The 20,721-nt window shown below is 68.1% G+C and carries 21 protein-coding genes; 2 read left to right on the top strand and 19 right to left on the bottom strand.

The window, feature by feature from the left end; translation table 11 throughout:
- Position 1: 1 nt before the first annotated feature.
- Positions 2-886, bottom strand: coding sequence for a neutral zinc metallopeptidase (locus D514_RS36880; protein WP_017831443.1), 885 nt, complete (start codon positions 884-886; stop codon positions 2-4).
- A gap of 52 nt (positions 887-938) precedes the next feature.
- On the opposite strand from D514_RS36880, the gene D514_RS36875 reads away from it, so the two are divergent.
- Positions 939-1,928, top strand: a complete 990-nt coding sequence (locus tag D514_RS36875; protein ID WP_017831442.1) for a malate dehydrogenase — start codon at positions 939-941, stop codon at positions 1,926-1,928.
- A 54-nt stretch (positions 1,929-1,982) separates the two neighbouring features.
- Entirely contained in the window at positions 1,983-2,456 is a 474-nt protein-coding gene (locus D514_RS36870; RefSeq protein WP_017831441.1) for a recombinase family protein, read from the top strand.
- A gap of 48 nt (positions 2,457-2,504) precedes the next feature.
- Here D514_RS36870 and D514_RS36865 read toward each other — a convergent pair whose 3' ends face one another.
- The 18 genes from D514_RS36865 to D514_RS36790 form a co-directional block, all read right to left on the bottom strand.
- Positions 2,505-3,266, bottom strand: a complete 762-nt coding sequence (locus D514_RS36865) for a hypothetical protein (protein WP_017831440.1) — start codon at positions 3,264-3,266, stop codon at positions 2,505-2,507.
- On the bottom strand, positions 3,263-4,474 hold the full coding sequence (locus tag D514_RS36860; RefSeq protein ID WP_017831439.1) for a hypothetical protein: 1,212 nt from the start codon (positions 4,472-4,474) through the stop codon (positions 3,263-3,265). Before D514_RS36860 ends, D514_RS36865 begins: the two co-directional genes overlap by 4 nt.
- Positions 4,474-4,770 carry a hypothetical protein gene (locus tag D514_RS36855; protein ID WP_017831438.1) on the bottom strand — a complete coding sequence of 99 codons (297 nt, stop codon included), beginning with the start codon at positions 4,768-4,770 and terminating at the stop codon, positions 4,474-4,476. The genes D514_RS36860 and D514_RS36855 overlap by 1 nt, the downstream gene beginning before the upstream one ends.
- The gene (locus D514_RS36850) at positions 4,767-5,069 is read right to left on the bottom strand and encodes an SAV_915 family protein (RefSeq protein ID WP_017831437.1); all 303 of its coding nucleotides are present in this window, start codon (positions 5,067-5,069) and stop codon (positions 4,767-4,769) included. Before D514_RS36850 ends, D514_RS36855 begins: the two co-directional genes overlap by 4 nt.
- A 19-nt stretch (positions 5,070-5,088) precedes the next feature.
- Entirely contained in the window at positions 5,089-9,063 is a 3,975-nt protein-coding gene (locus tag D514_RS36845; protein ID WP_031206461.1) for a type VII secretion protein EccC, read from the bottom strand.
- On the bottom strand, positions 9,060-10,319 hold the full coding sequence (locus tag D514_RS38805) for an FHA domain-containing protein (RefSeq protein ID WP_186004866.1): 1,260 nt from the start codon (positions 10,317-10,319) through the stop codon (positions 9,060-9,062). Before D514_RS38805 ends, D514_RS36845 begins: the two co-directional genes overlap by 4 nt.
- On the bottom strand, positions 10,316-11,680 hold the full coding sequence (locus D514_RS36835) for a hypothetical protein (RefSeq protein WP_017831434.1): 1,365 nt from the start codon (positions 11,678-11,680) through the stop codon (positions 10,316-10,318). The genes D514_RS38805 and D514_RS36835 overlap by 4 nt, the downstream gene beginning before the upstream one ends.
- Before the next feature lie 64 nt (positions 11,681-11,744).
- A complete protein-coding gene (locus D514_RS36830; protein ID WP_081603958.1) occupies positions 11,745-12,155 on the bottom strand; it encodes a hypothetical protein in 411 nt (136 codons plus the stop codon).
- A gap of 68 nt (positions 12,156-12,223) precedes the next feature.
- Positions 12,224-12,700 carry a hypothetical protein gene (locus tag D514_RS36825; protein ID WP_017831432.1) on the bottom strand — a complete coding sequence of 159 codons (477 nt, stop codon included), beginning with the start codon at positions 12,698-12,700 and terminating at the stop codon, positions 12,224-12,226.
- A 142-nt stretch (positions 12,701-12,842) separates the two neighbouring features.
- Positions 12,843-13,388 (bottom strand): hypothetical protein, encoded by a 546-nt coding sequence (locus D514_RS36820; RefSeq protein ID WP_236611001.1) that lies wholly within the window; start codon positions 13,386-13,388, stop codon positions 12,843-12,845.
- Positions 13,322-14,893, bottom strand: a complete 1,572-nt coding sequence (locus D514_RS36815; RefSeq protein ID WP_017831430.1) for a hypothetical protein — start codon at positions 14,891-14,893, stop codon at positions 13,322-13,324. Before D514_RS36815 ends, D514_RS36820 begins: the two co-directional genes overlap by 67 nt.
- Entirely contained in the window at positions 14,890-15,219 is a 330-nt protein-coding gene (locus tag D514_RS36810; protein ID WP_017831429.1) for a hypothetical protein, read from the bottom strand. Before D514_RS36810 ends, D514_RS36815 begins: the two co-directional genes overlap by 4 nt.
- Positions 15,220-15,247: 28 nt before the next feature.
- The gene (locus D514_RS36805) at positions 15,248-15,538 is read right to left on the bottom strand and encodes a WXG100 family type VII secretion target (protein WP_017831428.1); all 291 of its coding nucleotides are present in this window, start codon (positions 15,536-15,538) and stop codon (positions 15,248-15,250) included.
- The gene (locus D514_RS38245) at positions 15,538-15,945 is read right to left on the bottom strand and encodes a YbaB/EbfC family nucleoid-associated protein (RefSeq protein WP_081603952.1); all 408 of its coding nucleotides are present in this window, start codon (positions 15,943-15,945) and stop codon (positions 15,538-15,540) included. Before D514_RS38245 ends, D514_RS36805 begins: the two co-directional genes overlap by 1 nt.
- Before the next feature lie 17 nt (positions 15,946-15,962).
- The gene (locus D514_RS36800) at positions 15,963-17,267 is read right to left on the bottom strand and encodes a S8/S53 family peptidase (RefSeq protein WP_031206458.1); all 1,305 of its coding nucleotides are present in this window, start codon (positions 17,265-17,267) and stop codon (positions 15,963-15,965) included.
- A 180-nt stretch (positions 17,268-17,447) separates the two neighbouring features.
- Entirely contained in the window at positions 17,448-18,839 is a 1,392-nt protein-coding gene (locus D514_RS39445) for a hypothetical protein (RefSeq protein WP_017831424.1), read from the bottom strand.
- Positions 18,829-20,172: a S8/S53 family peptidase gene (locus D514_RS36795; protein WP_017831423.1), complete on the bottom strand. Its 1,344-nt coding sequence runs from the start codon at positions 20,170-20,172 to the stop codon at positions 18,829-18,831. The genes D514_RS39445 and D514_RS36795 overlap by 11 nt, the downstream gene beginning before the upstream one ends.
- Positions 20,172-20,606 carry a hypothetical protein gene (locus tag D514_RS36790; protein WP_017831422.1) on the bottom strand — a complete coding sequence of 145 codons (435 nt, stop codon included), beginning with the start codon at positions 20,604-20,606 and terminating at the stop codon, positions 20,172-20,174. The genes D514_RS36795 and D514_RS36790 overlap by 1 nt, the downstream gene beginning before the upstream one ends.
- Positions 20,607-20,721: the final 115 nt, after the last annotated feature.

The following is a 20,721-nucleotide window of genomic DNA, read 5'->3' as shown; positions in this document are numbered from 1 at the left end:
ATCACGGATCCAGCTGGTCAGCGGGAAGGCTCAGCGCCTGCTCGCAGACCCCTAGTCCGTTCTGGTAGCCCTCGGCGAACCAGCGCTGCCGCTGCGTGCTGGAGCCGTGCGTCCAGCTCTCCGGGTTCGAGAACCCCGACTGCGCCTGGATGCTGTCGTCTCCGACCGCCGAAGCCGCGTTCAGGGCGTCTTCGATCTGCTGTTCCGTCGGCGCGATCAGGTAGGGGTCGCCGTCGGCATCCGTCTGCTCCGTCATCCGTCCGAGCCATGCACCGGCGTAGCAGTCGGCCTGCAGCTCGATCCGCACGCCGTTGCTGCCGGGACCGGTCCCGTTGTTCGGGTATCGATCCATGTAGCCGGTGATGTTCTGGATGTGGTGGCCCCACTCGTGACCGACGATGTAGAGCTGCGCGAGATCGCCGGCCGATGCTCCGAACTGCTGCTGCATGAGCTGGAAGAACGTGGGGTCCACGTACACGTTCTCCTCGGGCGGGCAGTAGAACGGACCGACGGCGTTGGAGGCGGTGCCGCACTGCGTCGACGTCGCGCCGTCGACGACGATCATCTCCGGCGCGCGGTAGCCCTCGACGTTGTCGCTCCAGAAGGCATCGAGCGCGACCTGTGCCCCGGCCATGCGGCAGTCGACATCGGCGTTCGCGTCGGCACCGGTGTCGCAGTTCTCGATGGCCGACCCGCCGGCGGGCTCGCTCCCGCCGCCCGTGGTTCCCCCACCGAGCAGCCCGGTCAGGTCGATGCCGAGCAGAGGCCCGGCGATGAGGGCGATGATGCCGAGCACGCCGACACCGGCGCCGCCCGCGATGGCTGCCGTGCGTCCGCGACGGCGGGTGGTGTTGCCCGAGATGTCGGCATCGGGATTGAACGTCATGCGTCGAGATTACTCCGAGCAGAAGCATGTCGAACGGACGTAGGCTCGGGGCATGACGACCACGATCACCATCACCGGCGCGGGCGGACAGATCGGCTACGCACTCCTCTTCCGCATCGCGGCAGGAGACCTGCTGGGGCCGGACGAGAAGGTGCGGCTGCGACTGCTGGAGATCCCGCAGGGACTCGGTGCCGCCGAGGGTGCTGCGCTGGAGCTGCAGGACGGTGCGTTCGGTCTGCTCGAGCACGTCGAGGTGACCGACGACGCGGCGGTGGGCTTCGACGGCTGCGACCTCGCCCTGCTGGTCGGGGCACGGCCGCGCGGCCCCGGCATGGAGCGCGCCGACCTGCTCGCAGCCAACGGCGGCATCTTCGGCCCGCAGGGGGCTGCCATCGCCGCCAATGCGGCAGCCGGCGTACGCGTCACGGTGGTCGGCAACCCCGCCAACACAAACGCCCTGATCGCGGCGGCTGCGGCCGACGGTGTGCCTGCCGAGCGCTTCACCGCGCTGACGCGGCTCGACGAGAACCGCGCGCGGGCCCAGCTGGCACACACACTCGGCGCTCCCGTGCACACCGTTCGCCGCGTGCCCATCTGGGGCAATCACTCGGCGACGCAGTTCCCCGACATCTCGCACGCGACCGTCGGCGGGCGACCGGTCACGGAAGCACTCGAGCAGATCGTCGGCGACGTCCCCACCTGGCTCGAGACCACCTTCATCCCACGGGTCGCCAAGCGCGGAGCGGAGATCATTGACGTGCGCGGCTCGTCGTCTGTGGCCTCAGCGGCGAGCGCCACGATCGACCACGTGCGCGACTGGGTAAAGGGTACGGACGACTGGACCTCCGCCGGCGTGGTCTCGCACGGCGAGTACGGCGTTCCGGAAGGTCTCATCTCATCGTTCCCGGTGCGTTCCGTCGACGGCGAGTGGCAGATCGTCGAAGGACTGGAGCTCAGCGACTGGGCCCGCAGCAGGGTCGATGCCTCCGTCGCCGAGCTGGTCGAGGAGCGCGAGTCGGTGCGGGGGCTCGGCCTCTTGTGAATCCGGTCTCCGCAGCGCCGGGCGACAGGGCAGAATGGATGCCGGAGGTGCGCGATGAGCGAGACGATTGATCCCACGAAGACGGCTGCGGTGGATGAGGCTCTCACGAGCCCGCTGCACCTGCCGCACGACGCCGCGGCCTGCCCGAAGTGCTTCACCGAGCTGCAGCAGAACCGCAACTTCTGGACCGCGCGACCGGACGGCTCACGCCTGGTCGGGCTGGTCGTCGCGCGGGACGGTATGCCGTCCGTCGTCGAGCAGCGCGACGACCTCACCCGCTTCGGCGTGCCGATCGAAGGCTTCCGCCACCCGGCCCCCGACATCCTGGAGAGCTGGAACGACCGGCTCGCCCGCCTCATCTCGACGCTGAAGCACGGCGACGTGCTGGTCGTCGTGAACATCAAGGCCCTCGGCCGCGATTCGGACGAGGGAGCACGCACGGTCACCGAGCTGCGCAAACACGGCATCATCGTGAAGGTTCTCAATCACGATGCGCGGCACCTCGCCGACGCTGCAGCCGCCCGCTGATCTTCCGGCAGCGTCCGGTGCCCTCCTCCGCCCAGACCGCCCGCGTTCCTAGAACTCGCCGGATCGCAGACGGGCGAGCGTGCCCGCCCCGATCTCGGCACGGGCGTCGGGACGGTTCGCGTAGAAGGTGACCAGCTCGGCCAGGAGCACAGGGTCGCTGGCGAGGTCGGCCGCCGCCCACGAGGACGGCTGAGCGGTCGCCGTCCGCAGCACCACGCGGTTGCCTTCCACGCCGGCGTCGACGACCTCGTCCCATGCCACGGCCGCGTTGTTGCGCGGAATCCGGAGCTGCAGCCCGTCGGGGCGCAGCGTCAGGCGATGGGCGGAGGGAGCCCGGAACCACGACCGGATGCCGGCGATCGTCATGATCAGCGCGACCACCGGGAGGAGGAGCAGGGTGAGCAGTGGCAGTCGGTCCGCGGGCACCGTGAAGATGCTCCATGACCACGCCGCGAGGAGCAGGGCCCCCACGGGCGCGAGGGCGCGGAGCGGCCAGACGATCCCCGCGGCGCCGCCGAACGCGATCGCGGGACCGTCGACGACCGGCCGGACGACTCGGACGCGGGAGACGCGGGCGTGGGCCACCATCAGCCAGACGCCCACGGCGACGGCCGCGAGCATACCGATCCCCAGAGCCTTCATCGCCGGAGCCGGATCGGCGAACAGGATCAGGCTGAACAGCAGGACCACGATGGCGAACACGACGCCGAACACCGTAAGCGCCGTGGTCGCGCGCTGCTGCCCCTGCCACCCCGGATGACCGGGTACCCAGATCGTCTCCGGAGACGTCGACTGCTGCTGACCTGTCACCCGAACAGTCCCTTCCACGCCTTGCCGATGTTGTGCCCGGCGTCTCCCACGAAGTCGGTCGTGTTCTCCCAGGCGTCCTCCGCGAAGTCCGTCGTGGCGTCCCACGCATCCGCCATGCCGGCGTCGATCGACTCCCGGACGTCCTGCGGGACCCAGTTCTCGTACGCCCACACCGCACCGGCACCGACCGCCACCGCAGCCCCGCCGACGACGACCGCTGTGCCCCACACGGGGAGCGTGACGACACCGGCCGCCGCGAGCGCGGCGACACCGGCAGCCGCAGCCGCACCACCCGCCGCACCGCCGATGATCTCCACCGCGGTGGACGACGGGTCGTCGCCCGACGACATCGCCGAGCCCAGGTTCCAGGCGTCGACGCCCCAGCCGATGAACGGCACCGCCCGACTCGCGCGAGAGAGTCCGCGGGCCAGATCCTCGGCCTCGTCCGCCGCCCACCGCATGCCGGTGGGGTTGGCGGCCTCGGCAGCGGCCTTGACGGCGGGGTTGCCGGAGCGCAGCTCGCGAACGAAGTCCGATGCTCCGAGACGGAGGTCCTCGGCGTGAGAGGTGAGCTCGGCCGCCGTCTCCTTCCACGCCAGGCCCTGGCCCTCGAGATAGATCTTCGGGACCTCGCCGCTCGCCTCCCGCAGACCGGACAGGATCCTGTCCGCTGTGGACTGGCTCGGCATGGTGCCGAGGAAGCCGTCGAGGTTCTCGCTGATCCAGACCTCGAGCTCGCCCCACCAGGAGCCGACGTCGGCGGCGATCTCGTTGTACAGCTCGATGCGGTCGAGGTGCTCCTGCCACTCGTCCCAGTAGGGGTCGTCGCGCGACGTGGGGCACACCGGGATCAGGGATACCGGGCGGCCGATGATCATCCCGTTGACCGGGAGCCCTGCCGCCCTGGCGTTGTCCCGGTGCTTCGCGAAGTCCTCCCTCATCCGCCGCAGCTGCCCGGCGTACGACCGGAGCTTCTCGGCGGAGTCACGGGCGAGGTCCTTGATCTCCTTCGCGGCGTCGGTCGTGCGCGAGAGGATCGTGACGTAGTCGTCCGCCGACTCGCCGTACCAGTGCCCGCGCACGCCGGTCGGGATGAACGTCGTGACGTTCGAGGAGGCGTCTGCGGCATCCTTCAGGTCGGGGTCGAGCCAGTCCGCGGCCGCCTGCACCTGGTCGGCGTCGCCGTACGTGGTCGTGTCGATCGTCATCAGAGGTCCTCGACGATGGCCGCGACCGGGTCGAGCTGATCGATCACGTCCTGCTCGTTCGTCTCCGCGTCGTCGGCGATGGCGCGGACGATCTCTCCCAGGGTGCCGTTGATCCGGTACAGGGCGTCAACGCCCTCCCCCACCCGCTGCATGATGGCGGCGACCGTGTCGGAGGCGAGTCCGCCGTCCACGGCTGTCGGGATGCCGGAGAGCTTGGTCTCGATGAGCTCGACCGCCTCCTCGTGCATGTCCGCATGGACGGCCATCACCTCCGGCTCCATCGCGATGCGGCTCATGCGATGGCTCCGTTGCGGCGGTAGGACGCGGGCACGTCGAGGTCGAAGATCACGACGTCGTAGGGCTGCGTCTCCTTGATCTGACCGAGGTCTTCGGTGCGCACCAGTGCCCAGGGCTGTCGCTCTCCCGCGAGCTGCAGCAGCCGGTCCAGGGCGGTGTAGGCGAGCAATGCACGCCGCCCGTCCTTCAGCTCCCGGATCTCGACGAGCTGCTCCTCGGGCGTCGACGTGACGCTCAGGGGCAGGTACAGCACGGGCGGGACCATCGGCGCTGCGGCCGGCATGGGTTCGAAGGTCATCTCGGTCTCTCCTCGGTTGTCACTCGTAGCTCGGTGGCACCCACAGCAGCTGCGCGGAGACGAGGCCCCGATCGCGGCTGACGATCTGCGCGCGGCCGGGGATGGCCGGGACGGCCTTGACCTTGCCGATCAGCTGGCCTTCCTCCGGGTTGCCCGAGAGCAGGATGCCGGTGGCGCCGAGGTCGGTCATGCGCTGGATGATCGGGTCGTACGCGGCACGGCTCGCGCCACCCGTGCGGCGGGTGAGGATCACGTGGAGACCGAGGTCGGCTGCCTGGGCGAGGAGCGGTGCGAGCACAGCGACCGGGTTGCCCTGTGACGTCGACACGAGGTCGTAGTCGTCGATGAGGACGAATCCTTCCGCGCCCTTCCACCACGACCGGCTGCGAAGCTGATCGGGTGTGACATCGGCACCGGGGATGCGGCTCTGGAAGAACTGCGCCAGCTCGCTCATCCCTCCCTCGGTCATCTCGTGCGATGTGAGGTAGGCGCCGAGGTACTCCTGCGGGATCTCCCCCAGCAGCGCACGACGGTAGTCGACCACGAAGATCTTCGCCTCGGTCGGCCCGTACAGTCGGGTGATCTCGTGCACGACCCCGCGCAGCATCGAGGACTTCCCCGAGTCGGCGTCGCCGTACAGGTACAGCAGCGGTTCGGCGAGCGGATCGATCGAGAACGGGGCGAGGTTCGCCTCGTCGATGCCGAGCAGGATCTCGCGTGGCTCGGAGCCATCGGGCGAACCCGCGGCGGCGACGGCGCGCAGGTCGGCGTGACCGATGCGCGAAGGCAGCAGGCGCAGCTTGGGACCGGCTGGTCCATGCCAGGCGCCGGCGACCCGCGCGACCAGGTCGTCGATGCCGTCGGCGAGCGAGGAGGCGTCGTCGACGCCGTCGACGCGTGGCAGCGCCGTGAGCATCTGCAGGCCGCGATCGTTCAGACCGCGACCGGGGATGGCCGTGACGTTCTCCGCCGCCTTGCGGTTGACCTCGGAGTCGGTCGGGTCGCCGAGCCGCAGCTCGATCCGTGTGCCGATGAGGTCCTTGATGTTGGCGCGGATCTCCATCCAGCGCGCCGCGGTGATCACGACGTGCACGCCGTAGGTCAGACCGCGCGCGGCGATCGCCTGGATCTGCGGCTCGAGCATCTCGAACTCGGCGCGGAGCGTGCCCCAGCCGTCGACCATGAGGAAGATGTCGCCGTAGCCGTCGTCAGCGAGGCCCTGGGCGCGGCGCTGGCGGTACGCATCGATCGAATCGATGCCGTTCTGACGGAAGTACACCTCGCGGGCGTTCAGGAGGCTCGTGACCTCGGCGACCGTCCGCCGGACCACATCCGGCTCCGACCGCGTCGCGACGCCGCTGACGTGTGTGAACTTCTGCAGACCGGTGAAGCTGCCGCCACCGAAGTCGATGACGAAGAACTGCACCTCCTGCGGGGTGTGCGTCAGCGCCAGGGCGACCATGGTGGTGCGCGCGAGCGTGCTCTTGCCGCTGAGGGGCGCACCGACGATCGCCATGTGTCCGGCTGCGCCGCCGAGCGAGACCGCGAGGTTCTCGCGACGCTGCTCGAGGGGCACGTCGACGATTCCGAGCGGCACGGTGAGCGCGCCGGCACCACGCCAACGCGGGGAGATCAGGCCCAGCGACGGATCTTCGACCAGGTCGCCGAAGAGCTGATCGAGCGTGGCCGGCGTCTCCAGCGGCGGCAGCCACACCTGGTGCGCTGCGGGTCCGCGTCCACTCATCATCTCGACGGCGATCTCGAAGGTGTTCCGCTTCTCCTCCGGTTCGGCGTCGACGACGACCTCCGGCTCATCCACGGGTGCCTCAGCGCGCCAGACGGGTGCGGCCGTGAAGAGTTCGACCGCGGTGGACCCGGAGGTCTGCCCTGACCCCGAGGCAGCGCGACGGCGGCGGCGAGGCGGCGGACCCGACACGTACGCGGCACGGAACTGGGTCATCGTCTCGGTGTCGGACTTCAGGATGCCGGCACCCGGCTGGGTGGGCAGGTGATATGCGTCGGGGACGCCGAGGACGGTGCGCGATTCCGCGGCCGAGAAGGTGCGCAGACCGATGCGGTAGGAGAGGTGCGTGTCGAGGCCGCGCAGCTTGCCCTCTTCCAGCCGCTGCGACGAGAGCAGCAGGTGCACCTGGAGCGAACGGCCGAGGCGACCGATGTTGACGAACGTGTCGACGAACTCGGGCTTGGCCGACAGCAGCTCGGAGAACTCGTCCGCGACGATGAGGAGAGCAGGAAGGGGCGCGAGGTCGGTGCGCCCGCCACGGCGGGCCTTCTCGTAGTCGGCGACGTTGGCGAAGGGCCCGGTTGCGCGGAGCAGCTCCTGACGGCGCACCATCTCGCCCTGCAGCGCATCCTGCATGCGGTCGACGAGCGAGATCTCCTCGCCGAGGTTCGTGATGATCGCCGAGACGTGAGGCATGTCGGCCATGCCGGCGAACGTCGCTCCACCCTTGAAGTCGACGAGCACGAAGTTGAGCTGCTCGGGAGAGTGGGTCATCGCGAGTGCGAGGACGAGCGTGCGGAGCACCTCCGACTTGCCCGATCCGGTCGCACCGATGATGAGACCGTGCGGCCCCATGCCCTGCTGGGCCGATTCCTTGATGTCGAGGATCAGGGGGCTGCCGTCCTCGGTCTGACCGATGGGCACCCGCAGGCGGTCGCGTTCGAGACGCGGTGACCATGCCGCGTCGAGGTCGAGGTCGCGCACGTCGGGAAGGCCGAGCAGCTCGACGAGTTCGGCCTGATCAGTCGCACTCTTCTTCTTGGTGATCGTCGTGCCACCCGAGTACAGCGCGATGAGTCGCCGGGCTGTGGCTTCGGCCTCGACGATGCTGATCGCGTCGGCCTCGAAGGGACGGGCAGGAACCTGCAGGCTCACGAGCTCAGCCCGCGCACCCTTGCCGCCCGCTTCGAAGGCGATGCGGAGCGCGTTCGGATCATCGAGGTCGCCCCAGCGCGCCGGGAGGTCGATCACGGTCACACCCTGCACACCCTCACCGCTCACGAGCATGTCGTTGAACGAGGTAGTCGCCCCGTCGGTGACGATCACGATGTGCGGTGCCTTCGCGCCGGAGCCGTCACGGACGAAGCGCGAGCGCTCGCGCACCTCGGCCGGCAGCATGTCCTCGAGCTCCGACAGCTGGGAACCGATCATGCGCGCGGCGCCGAGCCCGTCTCTGACCGTGCGCGAATGCGTGTGCGGCAGCCATTTCGCCCATTCCCACTGCGGCAGCACATCGGGGCCTGCGGCGATGACGATCTGGACGACGTCGGGGTCGTGCATCGTCGCCACGTGCAGCAGCATCGCCCGCGCGAGCGCCCGCGTCTCATCTTCATCGCCGGTGATCTCGATGCGGGCGTAGTCGCGCAGCGTCACGCCCAGCGAGAGGTTCTTCTGGATCTCGTGCGTCAGCATGAAGCGGTGGGCGGCGGATGCCGCGACCGGGTCGAGCTGGGCGAGAGGCGGCAGCTCCGGGGCTTCGAGCGTGATGCACAGCTGCTGGTCGTTCGTGCCGACGCGCACCGAGAGGAAGTCGGGGTCGTTGACACCGCGCTCCCACACACGCGTGCGCTCCTCGGCGATGTACGGGAGGGTCTCCGGCGCGGGGAGGTGCCAGTTCGCGGCACGCCGCTGCTGCCGGGCCGCGACGCGGACGGTCTGTCGCAGCTCGGTCAGGTAGGCCAGGTACTCCCGGCGGGCGCCGAGCGTCGCCGCCTGCCGCTGCGAACGCTGACGCCAGCCGTTGACGGCGACGAATCCGAGCGACGAGAGCAGGAACATGCCACCGGTGAGCAGACCCGTGACCGACTGGTTCGACATGGTGACCATGACGATCGCGCCCACGCTGCCGAGCATGGGCAGCAGCGAGCCGAGGATGCCCATGCCGCCGTCGTTGGGCTGCAGCTCCGGCGGCGCCTGGACGGGAAGTTTCCCGGAGGGGACGCGGGGCGGGGCGAGACGGGGTCCTGTCATGCTCTCTCTCCGGCGCTGCTGTCGGTGCCCAGCAGAAGGCTGATGGTGAAGCTGCGGTTGCCGATCCGGACGCGGTCGGCATCGTCGAGGAGCACACGCTCCCCCGCGACGAGCTCAGTCGTCTGGCCGTCGTCTGCGCGGATGTCGGAGCCGTTGGTCGAACCGAAGTCGGTGACCCAGGTGCGACCGCGCGAGTGCTCGATGCGCAGATGCGTCTTCGAGACCGACGCATCGGGGTCGGTGACGATGATGAGCCGGTCATCGTGGGCGCTGGCGACAGGCGCCCGGCCGAGGTTCGCGGCGAGCGGGAGGGCCAGCTGTGCACGCTGTCCCGTGTCGAAGATCAGCAGCAGCGCTCCGGTCTCGGATGCCGTCGCCGCAGCATCGGTGCCGCCGGCCTGCGGCGCGGGCGTCGGGGCGACACTGAACAGCGGCTTGTCCGTTCCCGGTGCGGTCGGCTCCGGCGTCGCAGTGCGGTGGGATGCGGCACGGGCGTCGGTGGGCTCGGAGTCTTCGTCGATCACCGCGGAATGCGCGCCCAGCGGCACGACCTGCGGCGGGGCCAGCGACTCGACGGCATCGACGGCAGGTGGCTGCGGCTGCGGCTGCGCCTCGGCCGCGGCTGGGGCGGGCACGGAGAGCACGACCGTGCCGGCGACACGATCGGCCCACGACTGCCGCCGCCCGCTGCGGTCCCACGCACCGGACGCGACGATGACCCAGCTGCCCACCGCCACGAGGAACCCGGCGCCGGTGATGATGCCGCGCACGAACTGGCGACCGATACCCGGCGAGTACGGCCGGTCAGCGCGGGCGCTGCGAAGGCGCAGCACGGCATTGCCGAGGGTGATGCCGGTTCGCGCTTCGAGGACCCAGAAGAAGATCGCGAGCTCGAAGACGGCGAGCCCGGCGAGCAGGGGGCTGTGAGAGATCATGAGGACGATGGCCGCGGCGAGCACGACCACTGCGGCATCGAGCGTGAAGGCGGCGACGCGCAAACCGGTTCCCGCCGGCGAACCGGCGAACGCCGGCCCGAGGCCGTCTGCGGGCTGTCGTGCGGCCGTGCGTCGGGATTCGATCCGGGTCGGCGACGGCGGAGTCTGCGCCTGCTGCAGTGGGGCCCCGTCGACGCCGGGAGGCGCCGCGATCAGCGCAGGGGGCAGCGCCGGGATCTCGCCCGGCTGGCCGCCTCCGGGTTGCATCGGAGGGATCGGGCCACTGCCCGGCCAGGGCTGTGGTTCGCCGTTCCCGCTCATCCGGCCATCATTCCACGAACGAGGGCGAGGGCATTCGCGTAGAGCAGCGCGGAGGGCAGCGCGAGTGCGACCGCGAGCCATTCGAAGGCGTCGCCGAACCTCGACCAGATGAGCGAACTCGCGCCGCGCGAGATGGGGATGACGACGGCGACGGCCACGAGCCCCACGCCGAACAGCACGGCGGCGCCGAGCACCTGGAAGCCCGCACCGAGCGCGGTGGCGGCGTGGATGCCGGCGACCAGGAACACGACTGCGGCGGCGGCGCGCGGGAACCAGCGCAGGATGCGCGATGTCGTATGCCGCGGCGTGAGCAGGAGCGCGAGGCCCAGGCAGCAGAAGAGGGCAATGCCGCCGGAGATCACCAGGGGGTCGTCCGGCCATGGACGCAGGAACGCGATCGGCGCCATCAGGGCGGCGACGACGCTCAGCACGGCGGTCCCGGCGATGAGCCGCGCGGACGAATCGTCGACGACGGCGGTGATGCGCTCCGGCCGCAGCAGTCCGACCGACTCGGGGATGGCTCCGCGCACGGTCCACCGGCTGGTCATGAAGTGCTTGTAGTCGATGAAGTAGCCCTCGGGAAGGTTGACGAGGCTGCTCGGAAGCGCTCGCAGGCCCAGGGGGATGAGCCCGAGCGAGATGGCCGCAGCCTCCGCCTGGCCCCAGCGCATCAGCAGGGCGAGGCCCCAGACGGCGGCAAGGGCGACGAGCAGCACGGTCGCCGTGCCGGCGGCAGCCCGCATGGGGCGCACCTTGGCGGTGACGGCGATGATCGCGGTGGTGGTTCCCGCCGCGAGGAAACCGGCTGCGGCCGAGAGATGCGCACTCGCTTCGAGGTCGGCGGGGATCAGGAGCGCGCCGGCCGCGAACGAGAGGAGGACCGGGGCGAGCACGCCGAGGATGCCGCGCACCCCTGCTGCAGAGTCGCGACGCGCCCACGCCACCGCGCCGCTGATCGCACCGGCTGCCACCAGGAGCGCGATCAGAAGCCGGAGCAGCGGATCGCCCGCGCCCTGCGCGAAGACGGCGACGAGCAGCAGTCCGGCGACCGCTAGCATCCACCATCGCGCGCCGTGGTCGGCACGGGTGGAGCCGGTCGTCGTGCCTGCGGGACGAGCCTGCGGGGCCAGGGCCGTGCGGTCGATGAGCGCGTAGAGGCCGCCGTCGACGAGGTCTTCGCACTCGGTGTCGCCCGGAATCTCGAACCCACCGGGGCCGATGGTGACGAAGCGATCAGCCGTCGACAGCCCGCTCAGGATCAGCGCGTCTTCGAGGGTCTCGTCGAGCGGGAGCGAGAGATCGATACGACGATCCTCGCTCTGGAGCACGATCCGACGCCGCTCTACGATCTCGACTGACACACCTGCACCCTATCCACTGTGCGGGACATGCGTCGTGCGGCAACGCTGCGCGATGTTCCCCGCGTCACGACTGCTCCGTGTCCACTGCGTCGATGATCTCGCGCGCACCGTCGGTCGTGAAGCGCACATCATCGCCGACGGTCACCGCGACGACACCCGGGACAAGGCGCTCCATCATCGAATCGAGGTCGATGTCCTCGTCGTTGACGTCTACGACCCCGATCTTGAGTTCATCGATCGGAAGATCGTTCTCATCCACGATGATCTGCAGAATTGACGCGAGTTCGGAGTCTCTAAGTTCATCATCATCGAGATAGACATTCACCGCCAGGTAGTAGGTGAAGCCGGACACCGTCTTATCCGCACCCGCCTTCGTGATCCCGATGTCGGAGGCAAGCAGCGCCGCAGGGATCTCCTCCACCTCATCGTCAGCAAGATCACCCGCGATAAAGGAGCAGCCGGCGAGTGACGCCATCAACGTGGCTCCGAGCAAAGCGGCCGCCAGACGGATGCGGTGACCGCCGGTGCGCGATCCACACTCCATCAATTGTCCGATCCCACGGCATCGATAATCTCGCGTGCACCGTCCATCGTTATCTGGATGTCCCCGTACGACGAGACGACCACCACGCCGGGCACGAGGCGATCCGCAATCTGCTCCACGTCGATCGACTCGCGGTCGGAGTTCATGACCGTCAGGACTATGGTGTCCGTCGGCAGATCGTTCTCGTCCACGATGATCTGGAGAATCGCTCCGAGCTCGGAATCTGTGAGTTCGTCATCATCGAGATAGATAGTCACCGAAAGGTAGTAGGTGAAGCCGGACACTGCCTTATCCGCACCCGCCTCCCTAATTCCGATGTCGGACGCAAGCAGCGCCGCAGGGATCTCTTCGACCTGATCGTCAGCAAGATCACCCGCGATAAATGAGCATCCGGTGAGCGACACCATCAACGTGACTCCGAGCAACACCGCGGCAAGGTTGCGGCGCGGACCCTGCGGGCGCGAGGCCAGACGCATCAGTGCTCCACTCCCGAATACACCTGATGGTCGATGACCTGACCGCCTAGTCCCGCGAGATTCCAGGGGTCTTCACCGTCGTTGCTCGATCGATACTGCTCTTCCGACGCGGAGACAGAGTCGGCATAAAGAGGATTGCGCGTCACGACTGCTCCGACCCCACGGCATCGATGATGTCGCGCGCCCCGTCCATCGTGATCCACACGATCGACGATGAGGAAACCTCGACGACGCCCGGGACGAGGCGCTCCATCATCGATTCCACATCGATGCCGCCGCCATCGGCGTCATCGACACCGAACCTGATGCTGTCCGTCGGAAGGTCGTTCTCCTCCACGACGATCTGCAGAATCGAGGCGAGCTCCTCGTCTGTCAGTTCGGCATCGTCGAGATCCACGCCGACCCAGAGGTCGAAGGAGAGTCCGTTCGTCGCTTTTACCGCGAAAGCTTCGGTAACGCCGATGTCAGACGCCAGCAGCGCGGCTGGAATCTCCTCGACCTCGTCATCCGCCAGATCCCCCGCGATCATCGAGCACCCGGCGACCGGCACCAAAAGCGTGATACCAAGCGCCGCCGTTGCAAGGCGAATGCCGCGCCGTTTCGCGCGCGAGGCCCGACGCATCAGTGTTCCACTCCCGAATACACCTGATGATCGATCACCTGTCCGCCGAGTCCCGCCAGGTTCCACGGGTCTGCGCCGTCGTTGCTCTCTCGATACTGCTCCTCCCATGCGGCGACAGAATCCGCGTAGAGAGGATTGTTGTGCGCATCGAACAGATGCTTCCCGGGAGGATCGGGGAGCGTGATCTGATGCATGTTGGACGGGAGGACGGTGATCGGCGAGTTCGGCACGTCGATCGGTGCGATGCCGGGGAGGCCCGGCAGCGCGACGGCGCTTCCATCAGTCATCGGCACGATGTCCGATGCATGCTGAAAGGCGTAGACGGGGATGTGCGGCGGCACCGCGAAGTTGTCGACGGGCGACCCGTTCGTCACCACCCCGATCGGCTTGTAGGGGAAGGTCGGATCGGCGGCGAGGTTGACCGCCATGATGCCGCCCTGGCTGAAGCCGGTGAGCACGACGTCCGCCCCCGCGGGAATCCCCGCTTCCTTCATCGCCTGCAGGACGGCACGCTCGTACTGGCCCCGGAAGATCGGGTTGTCCATCATCAGTGCGAGGTTGCTGTCACGGTCGTTCATCGCACCGTGCGGCCCATCGAACTCCCACGGCTGCGTCGATGGCAAAGACACCACCCAGTGCGTCGTACCATCCGGCGCCAGCACCTGCTTGATGTCGATGGCTGTCGAGTCCTGGCCACCCATCGCGTCTGTCCACGTGTTGACGTCCACGAGATCCGAAAGTGAGTTGAGTGTGGTGACCTTGTGCGCCTCATTCCATGCCGTGCGCTGCTCTGCAGAGAGGTCATCCGGATCGATCTCCCGCATGTCGACATCCGTATCGAGGAAGTCGTCCAGCACGTTCCCGCCGAGCACTCCGAGCGGGCCGCCGAACAGCACCCCGACGATCGGCATCATGTCGGCGATCACACCACGCAACTGCTGAAGGGCGTCGCCGATGAGCGGAGCGAGCTTGTACAACAGCTGCGCGAGCGACACGACGGCGCTGATCAGACTCTTCACGAGCGCCCCGCCGACCGTGATGAACTCGGAGGCCGACGTCGCGAAGCGCTCGATGTCCTGCAACTTCGACATCGGGTTCAAAGAGAACCCGAAGAGGTCATCGGCGAACCGGCTGAGGCGTCCCAGGAAGTCGCAGATCAGCACCCGGGTCGACTCGATGATCTGCGAGACCATGCGGACGGCGCTCGCGGTCGCGCCCGTCCACTGCACTCCGTCTTCGGCGACGGAGATGAGGTCGGTGAAGCGCTCACGCAGGGCTCTGATCATGCGGCCATCGAAATCGACGAGCGTGCGCTCGGCTCCGCGCAGCACAGTCAGCACAGACCCGAGCGCACGTTCGGAGTCCTCCCAGCGTGAGGCGAAAGCGCCGACGGTGCCCGGGTCGCCGAGCAGGTCATCGAACCACTCCCGGAGCGGGGCGATGTACTGGATGAGAAGCCCCGCGACACCAGGGATGCTGGCGCAGTCCGCCTGGGCGGAAGTGTATCCCGCAGCGCCGGCAGCCCAGGAGCCGGATCGCACCTGACCGCTGACGGCGGCGACCGCCGTCATAGCGCCAGCCCCTCGATGGCGCGGAACGTCGTCACCGCTGTCTCCTCGATCTCGCTGAACTGACCGGCAGCGGCCTGCAGTGCCGCGGAGGTCATGGCGGACAGCGCACTCGCGGTCACGAGCGTCGACCGCGAGGCGTCCGCGAGGCCCGACACGGCGGGGCCGAGCATCGGTCCGCACATGGCGCCGAACGCCTCGACTCCCACGCCGCTACCGGCGTTGGCCGCGGCGGCTCGCAGGACGTCTGCGGCATCCGCGAGCGCGCGCACGTGCGCCTGAAGAACTTCCGGATCGATGATGATCTGCTGATTCGCTGCCGCTGTCATGGCTGTCCTCTCTGCCAGGTCGAGGGTCTCAGCCGCCGAGGGCGCGCTGGCCCGCGAGGTCAGCTTCCGAATACGACGTTCCGAGGTCGGCGAGTGTCGTCGCGATGGCGTCGACGAGCTCCGCGCGCTCCCGCATCGACAGGTCGAAGCGACCGTGTGCGGAGTCGAACGCCGACTGGGCGTCACCGGACCAGGAGTCCCGCAGCACACCGGCGACGGCAATGAGCTGCTTCAGCGCCGCGTCGATGTTCACGGAGGCATCTCCGATCGACCGCGCGGCCGCTGCGAGGCGCGACGGGTTGACCTCGAGCGCCGACATCAGCGGTATCCCAGAGAGCTGTCGCCGGGCGCCGGGAACACGGCGTCGACGTCGCGTCGGACGGCATCGACCAGGCCGGAGTCAGCGCCGAGCGTCTGCGCCATCGATTCCAGCACGATGTCGGCCGCGGCACGCTGCGCCTTGGCGATGGTCGCCGTGATCACCGCTCCGAGCGCCGCGGCGTCGTCGGCCGCCGCGCTGGAGAGCCGCACCGCGGTGATTCCGCCGGTCGGCTGCGCCACCACGGTGACCCGCCCGTCCGGCGATGTCACCGTCGCCGTCACCTGAGTCGCCTCGGCGGCTACGCGCGCAGCTTCGCCCGCCCGCACACGCGACTGCGCGATCTGCGCATCGATCTTCGCGTTCAATGCCTCCATCGACGCCAGAAGGTCATCGTCCCCCGACATGTACGCCCCCGCTCTGCCTATGGACCATGGTTGCCCCCTCGCTCGGCGCTACGTCGCCGTGAAGAACTGGTCAGAACTATCGCCACTGTGCCGCCGATGATCAACAGAATCACGATGATGCCACCGACGATGAGCCACGGCATCACACCCGTCGCCGCTTGCGGGCTCTCCGGTTGATCTGGTGTCGCGCTCGCACCGTCGAGCCGCGCGGCAGCCGCGCGGACATCCGCAGCGTTCGGTGTCGCATCGGGGTCATCAGCGTCAAACAGTGGATTCTCATCCGGGTACTTCTGCGGATCCACTGCGAGCATCCCCGTCAGAGACGCCGCACCATACCCGGTGCTGTTGTTCCACTCAGGGGTGTGCTCCCCCTTGGTGCCCGTGTTATGTATGAGGCTTTGGATCAGCTGGCCCGCGGTCGCCTCCGGGTACTTCTGCTTCACGACTGCAAGGAAGCCCGCCACGATCGGCGTCGCCAAGGATGTACCACTCGCGAGCGTCTGGGCATCCCACGAATCGGCGGTGCCCTGAACGAGTAGCCCTACTCCTGGAGCGGCGATGTCGACATCGTTGCTCGTATTCGGGATGCCATCGCTTCGCGTGGCGATAGAGCCTTGAGCGTCAAAAGCTTGAACAGCGACCACCCCGTTCATGCTTCCAGGCGGAGCGGCAATCGGAGTGTCGTTCGGCATGGCTGCGACGATCACGACGCCAGCCGCCTGCGCCTTGGCAATGGCGTCCTCTATGAACGGAAAGCCGTCTGCGGAGATCGAGATGATGTCTGCGCCGGCGTCGACGGCGTCAGAGATCGCGCGGCTCATTCCCTCTTCCGTGCCGGTATCGGAGTCGGCGAACGCTTCACCTGTCTCCAGAATGCAGCTCACCGTCTCTCCCTCAGCATCGGGCGCTGCGTTGATCCCTGCGCTGAAGTAGAGGACCTCGGCGCCGGGCGCCACGCCGGGAGCCGGTACCCCGCCTGGTGCCGTCTCACCAGTTCCGGCGATGATCGCCGCGATGTTCGTCCCGTGTGATGCCGCGACGTAGTCGGTGGAAACGGTGGGAATCGGAGATCCTGCCTCGTCCATGCAGTAGGTCTCTTCCCGGACGTCGAGGTTCGCGCCGCGAAGACCCGGGACGTCCGGGTTGATCTGACTGTCGATAATCGCGATCTTCACCCCGGTGCCATCGAACCCCGCGTCGTGGGCCTCCTGCACGTTGCCGCGATCGAACCACCACAAGCCCGAAGCCAAGTCGGCAGCGACAGCACCCGACGGCAGCATGACCGTCAACCCGAGAGCAACCACGCTGAACACCGCAACCACCCAATGACCGTTTTTCATCGGGTGCTGTCCCCCTCGAGGGCACGCAAACGGCCGATCTTCGCGTTCAATGCCTCCATCGACGCCAGAAGGTCATCGTCCCCCGACATTGCGTTCCTCTCTCCGGTCGGCTCGAATGAGCCCTGCTTCCTTCGCACGCGGCCCCCCGACCGCGTCAATGTGTCAAGTGGTGGGCTCGTCGCGGGATCCAGCCCTCGCGCCCTTGGCGCGGGGACCGACCTCTTCGTCATCTTCGAGCTTCGGAGCGATGGGACCACCGAGGCCTGACCGCTTGGCCTTCTCCTCCTCGTCAGCGCCACCGGCGCCGCCCATCATGCCCATGCCAGGACGACCACCCGCACCGGCTGCGCCCGAGGAACCGGTGCCTGCCGCGCCTGCACCACCGACACCGCCTGCACCACCGACGCCGCCCGTACCCGCGGCACCGCCGACACCGCCCGCACCGCCGAATGTCGAGTTGCCGAGCAGCCCGCCGCCCGCCTTCAGACCCGCACCGGATGCCGCACCGAGACCCGAGCCGCCGAGGCCGCCCATGCTGCCGAAGCCCGCGATCTTCGAGCTCGCAGCAATGGCTGCCGCACCCGCGCCGCCGCCGACGATGCCGCCGAGGCCTCCACCTCCGGAGCCGCTACCGCCGGGAAGCAGTCCGCCACCAGGGCCGACGGGGTAGCCGCCACCGGTTCCCGCGCCGCCACCGGGGCCACCGGGGAGTCCGGGCAGCACGCCGCCGCCGGGCGAGTCGACCGAGGGATCCTTGCCTCCGGGAAGAACGGGGCCATCGCCGCCCGGATCCACCGGATGCCACCCCCCAGTCCCCGGTCCGCCGGGAAGAGTCGGTGCCGTGGGGGACGTCGGGACCGGCGGCTGGTACTCACCGACGCCACCGGTGGGCGGCTGGTATCCGCCGACACCAGGTGTGTAGCCCGAGGGACCACCGCCGACACCCGGCGACCCGATCCTCGGGGCAGCGATCTGGGGACCGATGGGCCCGTCGCCGTTGTTGTCGTTGTCGTCGTCCGACCTGATGTAGTTCTGCCTTCGAAGCTCGTCGGATGCCTCCTGGAGCTTCTTCGTGGGCTCGATCAGCGACGCCTCCACCCTCTCGACAGCCTGGCGGGCCGCTTCCTCACGCTGATTCCCGAGGAAGTCACCGATCGCGTCGAGTGCGGAATCGGCCGCGAGCGGTCCGAGGACGGGATGGATGACGAAAGAAGCACCCTTGGCCGCATTCGCCCAGAAGGGGTCGATCGACGCGGAGGGAAGTTCTGCTGAGGCAGCAGTGCGCCGTGCTTCGTTGCCTTCACCGATGGCGGAATCGATGGTGCCGACGATGTCGCGGACCTTGCTGAACTTCCGGCGAATCTCGTCGATGTCAGCGGTGGCGGCCTCTGCGGTACTGCCCGTCCACGACTCGGAGATCCGGACGGTCGATAGTGCGCGATCTAGCGAATACAGCGCATTGAGCAGCGCTGATGTTTTCGGGATGATCGAATCCGAAAGTACACGAATGCGGTTCAGCTCTGCCTCGTAGCCGCCGCCCTGCTTACCGGCCATGGTTCCCCCCTTGTTCGGTGGTCTTTCGTCGTGAGGATCGTGTCAACACGATCGCAAGGATGATGCCGCCGATGACCAGCAGCACGAGAACGACTCCGCCGCCGATGAGCCACGGCGCCATCGCGGAAGCCCCGGTCGGCGGCTCGGCCGCACCGGGTTCGGTGGTCGGGCTCGCCGTCGAGTCGCCCTCGCCGAGCGCTGCCTTGGCCTCATCCACCATCCATTGAGACGGCGAGGCATTGGGATCATCGGCATCGAAGATCGGATTCACATCCGGATACTTGGACGGGTCGACAGCCAGCATCCCCGTGAGAGACGCCGCCCCGTACCCGGCGGCGTCGTCCCACGTCGGTTCGTGCTCGCCCTTGGTGCCCGTGTTGTGGATCAGACTCTGGATCAACTGCCCTGCCGTGGCTTCGGGGTACTTCTGCTTCACCACGGCGAGCATCCCCGCCACGATCGGCGTCGCAAACGACGTCCCCGACCCGAGCTCCTGCGCATCCCACGAATCCGACGTCCCCTGCAACAGCAGATCCAACCCGGGCGCGGCGATGATGACCTCATCGCTCACGTTCGGCTTTCCGTTCTCGCCGTTCTGGATCTTGCCGTCCTCACCGAACGCCTGCACAGCCACCACACCGTTCAATGCGGCCGGCCAGAGCGCGATACCGTCTTCGTTCGGCATACCGGCCACCACCACCACGTCATTCGCGTACGCCTCCGCAACGCCCTTCGCGACGTCTGTGAGGCCACCGCTGGAGATGGAGATGATGTCCGCTCCATCGGCCACGGCATCCGAGATCGCGCGGTCGAGCCCGAAGCGACCGTCCTCACCGATCGTGGTGCCATCCTCCTGCAAGCACTCCTCATCCACGCCCTCATCATCGACGACGCCGTCCAGCACCCCACCGGAATTGTAGAACAGCAGTTCCACGCCCGGAGCGACCCCCTTCACCGGAGCACCCCCGGACGGTGCTTCACCCGTCCCCACGATCATCGACACGACATTCGTGGCATGGGACGCCGCCACATAGTCGGTTGACACCGTCGGATACGGAGAGCCAGAAGCATCGAAGCAGTACGACGGCTCCCGCACCGTCACATCGGCCCCACGGAGACCGATCACATCAGGATTGATCTGACTGTCGATCACCGCCACCTTCACACCCGACCCATCGAAACCCGCATCATGCGCAGCCTGGATGTTGCCCCGGTCGAACCACCACAAACCCGACTCCGCCGCGCCGGCAACAGCCGCCGACGGCACCATGACCGCGACCGCGAGCCCTGCCACCCCGGCGAGCGCTGCGAATCCACGATGCGCACGTCTCATCAGAAGTCGACGTCCTTCTTGGGCTGGTCGGTGGAGCTGTCGATTTCGCCTCGGTCTCCGCTCGTGGACCCGCCACTCGCGCCCGTCGCCGTACCTGTCCCTGTCCCTGTGGGCGAACCTGCCTGTTCGACAGCCGAATCCAGAAGCGACACGATCAGCTTCGTCTCGTCCGCGAGCGCGGCATCCTGCTCCGCGATCTGGAGGACAGCAGCCCGAATCGTGTCGTGGGTGTTCTGCAGCTTTTCCAGTGCCTTCTCCGTGGCCACGCTCATCGCAGAGGCGGCACCCAACACCGCTCGGTGAAACTCGCGAGTCGTCTCCGACACGTCGCCCTCAGCGACACCCACCTCATCCGGACTCGGGAACTCCTGCAGTTCGCGCAGAAGTCGCTTCAGCTCGGCGAAAACTCCATCGAAGTCGACTGCGATAGCCATCGACGCCCCTCCTTGTTTACAACGGCGAATCCCGTGACATCTGCTGTACCGTCCGGTCACTCACCGAAAAGCACAGCAGACGGCGCGGGTCCGACGCATCTCTGCGTCGGACCCG

Origin of the sequence: Microbacterium sp. UCD-TDU (assembly GCF_000340625.1) — a bacterium.
In the GTDB taxonomy this organism is placed as follows: Bacteria; Actinomycetota; Actinomycetes; order Actinomycetales; family Microbacteriaceae; genus Microbacterium; species Microbacterium maritypicum.
This window is presented reverse-complemented; position numbering and strand designations above follow the sequence as displayed.